We start from the raw sequence: 4,118 nt of genomic DNA, 5'->3' as shown, positions 1-4,118 counted from the left end.
CGGGAGAGGTCGGCGCGTAGCGCCGGGTGAGGGTTCTCTCCTCTTGGGGAGTCCCTCTGTGGAGATACCCTCTCCCCAGCCCTCCCCCGCAAGCGGGGTGCAAGCGGGGGAGGGGGCGCACTGACGCCGCGGCGGCATCTCGCTAAAGCTAGTCGCTCTCAGGCCATGGTTTACGAAACGTTCAGTGCTCGGCTCTAATGATAGCGGTTGCTTAGAACAAGCTTCCGTAACCGCTCAGGACGAGCAGCGCGTGATGACCAAGGCCGAGCTATCGATCATCGACGAGGTCGAATCCGCGATACGGATGGGCTCGCCGGAAAAAGGGCTGGAGACGGCCCGGCGCGTCACCGACTTGTTCCTATCTTCCGCTGGCAGTTTTGACGACGAGCAGATCGCGCTGTTCGACGACGTGCTCGAGCGCCTGATCGGCACCATCGAGCTGCGCGCCATCGCCGACATCGGCGCTCGCGTTGCGCTCGCCGAGATCAGCGCGCAGCTCGCGCCGATCGCGCAGGCGCCGCCATCCGTGATCCGCCGCCTCGCCAACAATGACGAGATCCGTATCGCCGGACCCGTGCTCCAGGAATCCGCGCGCCTCGACGATGGCGAGCTGATGAAGATCGCATCGAGCAAGGGCGAGCCGCATCTGCTCGCGGTCGCCGGCCGCTGGTGGCTGAAGGAGATCGTCACCGATGCACTGCTGGCGCGGCGCTATCCCAGCGTCAGCCGGCGGCTCGCGGCCAATCCCGGCGCCCGTGTCTCCGGCAGCGGATTTGCCATCATCGTCGGACAGGCCGAAAGCGATCCCGAGCTTGCCGTCAGCATCGGCGTCCGCGTCGATTTGCCGTCGGAGCTGCGCCGCCAATTGCTACGTTCCGCGACCGATGCCGTGCGCACCCGCCTGTTGTCACGCGCGCCACCGCATCTGTTCGAAGAGATCCAGAGCGCGATTGCCGCCGTCACCGTCGGCGTCGAGCGCCAGATGTCTGGCGTTCGCGATTTCGAAGGCGCCAAGCGGGCCATCGCAAATCTGAAAGCGCACGACCAGCTCAACGAAGCGACGCTGCTCGGCTTCGCCACACAGCGGCGCTATGAGGAGACCGCGGCGGCGCTTGCAGCGCTGTCCGGATCGACTGTCGAGGTGATTCGCCCGCTGATGCAGAGCCTGCGCGACGATGGCCTCTTGGTGCCGTGCAAGGCCGCGCAGCTCGGCTGGGACACCACCGCCGCCGTGCTCGAAAGCCGTTACGCGACGGGCGCGATGAAGCCGGCAGATCTCGCGCGGGCGCAGGGGCATTTTGCGAGCATGACGCCGGAGAACGCGCGGCGCACGCTGCGGTTCTGGCAGGTGCGGGCGTCGTAGGCATGCATTTGAAGGAACGGCGCATCAACACTCTCGGTGTCGTCCCGGCCTAGTGCGCAATTGCGCACGGGGGCCGGGACCCATAACCACCGACCCTGGTTTTACGAAGACTCGCAGTGACTCTGCTCCGGCGGGACAAGCACCGCTCGATACCGATAGATCACGCAGTATGGGTCCCGGCCTTCGCCGGGACGACGATGGGGATGTAGCACGACGCGACGTTCAACAGCTGTTTACGTGGTCAACCGCTCGCCATCACTGCCGGTAATCATCAGCGGCACGACGCTGCCCACACGTTCGCCTGCAATCGCCACCGGCAGATAGTGTTCCGTGCGTCCCTGCCCCTCGCTCTCGATCAGCACCTCGCGCATTGCGCCGATCTCGGCTTGCAGCCGCTGCCGCAGTGCCGCCTCGCCAGCCGCCCGCAGCCGTCGCGCGCGCGTTCCTTGATTGCGCCGCCCGCAACCTGCGGCATTCGCGCCGCCGGCGTGCCGGGGCGGGGCGAGTAGGGGAAGACGTGCAGGAAGGTCAGGCCGCATTCCTCGACGAGATCGAGCGAGCGCGAAAACATCTCCTCGGTCTCGGTCGGAAAGCCCGCGATGATGTCGGCGCCGAAAATGACGTCCGGGCGCAGGCGGCGCACCTGGTCGCAGAACGCGATCGCATCATGTCGCGAATGCCGCCGCTTCATGCGCTTCAAAATCATGTCGTCGCCGGACTGTAGCGACAGGTGCAAATGCGGCATCAGCCGCGCATCATCGGCGATGGCATCTAACAGATCGTCATCTGCCTCGATCGAATCGATCGAGGAGATGCGCAGACGCTTCAGCTCCGGCACGTGCCGCAAAATCTGCTTGGTCAGCATGCCGAGCTTGGGCGCGCCCGGCAGGTCAGCGCCGTAGCTGGTGAGGTCGACGCCGGTCAGCACGATCTCGGCGTGACCGCGCAGGGCCAGCGCCCGCACCTGTTCGACCACCGCGCCCATCGGCACCGAGCGCGAGTTGCCGCGGCCGAACGGGATGATGCAGAAGGTGCAGCGATGGTCGCAGCCGTTCTGCACCTGCACGAACACGCGCGGCAGGCCGGTTGCAAAGCCGTCAATGAGATGTGGCGCCATCTCCTTGACCGCCATGATGTCGCTGACGGCGACCTTCTCGCTGGCGCCGACGTCGAATGCATCGCGCGCATCGCGCCATGCGGACGAGCGCAGCTTGTCGCCATTACCGACGACGCGATCGACTTCAGTCATAGCGGCGAACATCGCGGCTTGCGTCTGCGCCGCGCAGCCGGTGACGACGATGCGCGCACCGGGCCGCTCGCGCTTCAATTTGCGGATCGACTGGCGCGCCTGCGCCACCGCCTCGTTGGTGACGGCGCAGCTGTTGATGACGATGGCATCGGAAAGGCCCGCGCTCTCCGCCTCGCGGCGGATCACCTCGGCCTCGAAGGCATTGAGGCGGCAGCCGAAGGTGACGACGTCGACAGCCATCAGCCGACCGGCGCGAACAGCGCCGGATCGAAATTGCCTTCATATTCGAAGGTCGCGGTGCCCGTCATCAACACATGATCGTCGCGCTCGCGCCATTCGATGCCGAGCTTGCCGCCGGGCAGCGTGATCTCGACGTTGCGGTTGGCGCGCTTCAGCCGCGCCGCGGCGACGGCCGTCGCGCAGGCCGCCGAACCGCACGCCTTGGTGAGGCCCGCGCCACGCTCCCAGGTGCGGATCGTGATGTGCTCGCGATCGACGATATGGGCGAGCGTGATGTTGGCGCGCTCGGGGAAGATCGGATGGTTTTCCAGGAGCGGACCAAAACGATCGAGATCATAGGCGTTGACGTCCTCGACCCAGAAGATCGCATGCGGATTGCCCATGCTCACCACGGACGGCGAATGCAGGATCGGATTGTCGATCGGCCCGATCTGCAACTCGATGTAGCGGGTGTCGCGAAACTCTTCCGCCAGCGGAATGTCCTGCCAGCCGAACTTCGGCGCGCCCATGTCGACGGTGTAGAGGTCGGGCGCGGGGCCCTGCCAGCAATTGAGTAAGCCCGCAGCCGTCTCGAACGTGGCGGTGGTCTGCCCGCTCTTCTCGAAGATGCGGCGCACCACACAGCGCATACCGTTGCCGCAGGCGCCGGCCTCGGAGCCATCATTGTTGTAGATGCGGATGAAGGCCTCGGTGCCGTCCAGCCGCGGCTTCTGCAGCACCATGAGCTGGTCGTAAGCCACGCCGCCGTTGGCGGACGCCACCGCCCGCGCGTCGTCGGGGGTCACCCGGCTTGCGGAATCGCGCATGTCGACAACGACGATCTCGTTGCCGATGCCGTTCATCTTGGCAAATGCGTGGTTGGCCAGCGCGCTCATGAAAATTCCCGAATTTCGCCCGTCTTATATGGCGATCCTTGCCGGCTTGGCCAGCGGTTTGCTGCGAAGCGCCCTGGAGGCCGCCCATGACGCATCTGTCATGGGACGAATTTGGCGCTCGCGTGTTAGAACTGCGCCGTTCGCGCGACCGGGAGGCGCGGCCGGGTGCAGGACGGATTTAGGCCTTGGGACACAAGGTCTTGGGGAGAATAAAATGATCAGGTTTCGTCGTCTCGCTTTGGCCGCGCTGATCCCGGCGGCGGCCTTGTCGTTTGGCCTGTCCGGAGTTCTGGCGCAAACACCGAGCCCGGCGCCGGCGGCGTCTGCAAGCCCCTCGCCGGCGCCATCGGCTTCGCCATCCCCTGCCGCGAGTGCCTCGCCTGCGCCGGTG

General features: G+C 65.9%; 2 protein-coding genes and 1 pseudogene. 1 reads left to right on the top strand and 2 read right to left on the bottom strand.

Annotation, left to right across the window (positions count from 1 at the left end):
- Positions 1 to 253 precede the first annotated feature (253 nt).
- The gene (locus CWO91_RS41675; protein ID WP_130221100.1) at positions 254 to 1,363 is read left to right on the top strand and encodes a DUF2336 domain-containing protein; all 1,110 of its coding nucleotides are present in this window, start codon (positions 254 to 256) and stop codon (positions 1,361 to 1,363) included.
- Between the two features lie 233 nt (positions 1,364 to 1,596).
- Here the strand turns inward: CWO91_RS41675 and mtaB are convergent.
- Together mtaB and dapF are read right to left on the bottom strand one after the other, a co-directional pair.
- A pseudogene (gene mtaB / locus CWO91_RS41670) lies at positions 1,597 to 2,852 on the bottom strand (tRNA (N(6)-L-threonylcarbamoyladenosine(37)-C(2))-methylthiotransferase MtaB).
- Complete coding sequence (gene dapF / locus CWO91_RS41665) at positions 2,852 to 3,727, bottom strand: diaminopimelate epimerase (protein ID WP_130221099.1); 876 nt, start codon at positions 3,725 to 3,727, stop codon at positions 2,852 to 2,854. The pseudogene mtaB and the gene dapF overlap by 1 nt, the downstream one beginning before the upstream one ends.
- Between the last annotated feature and the right edge of the window lie 391 nt (positions 3,728 to 4,118).

The organism is Bradyrhizobium genosp. SA-3, from assembly GCF_004212635.1.
Taxonomy (GTDB): domain Bacteria; phylum Pseudomonadota; class Alphaproteobacteria; order Rhizobiales; family Xanthobacteraceae; genus Bradyrhizobium.
The sequence above is the reverse complement of the archived record's forward strand: the minus strand, read 5'-3'. Positions and strand labels throughout refer to the sequence as shown.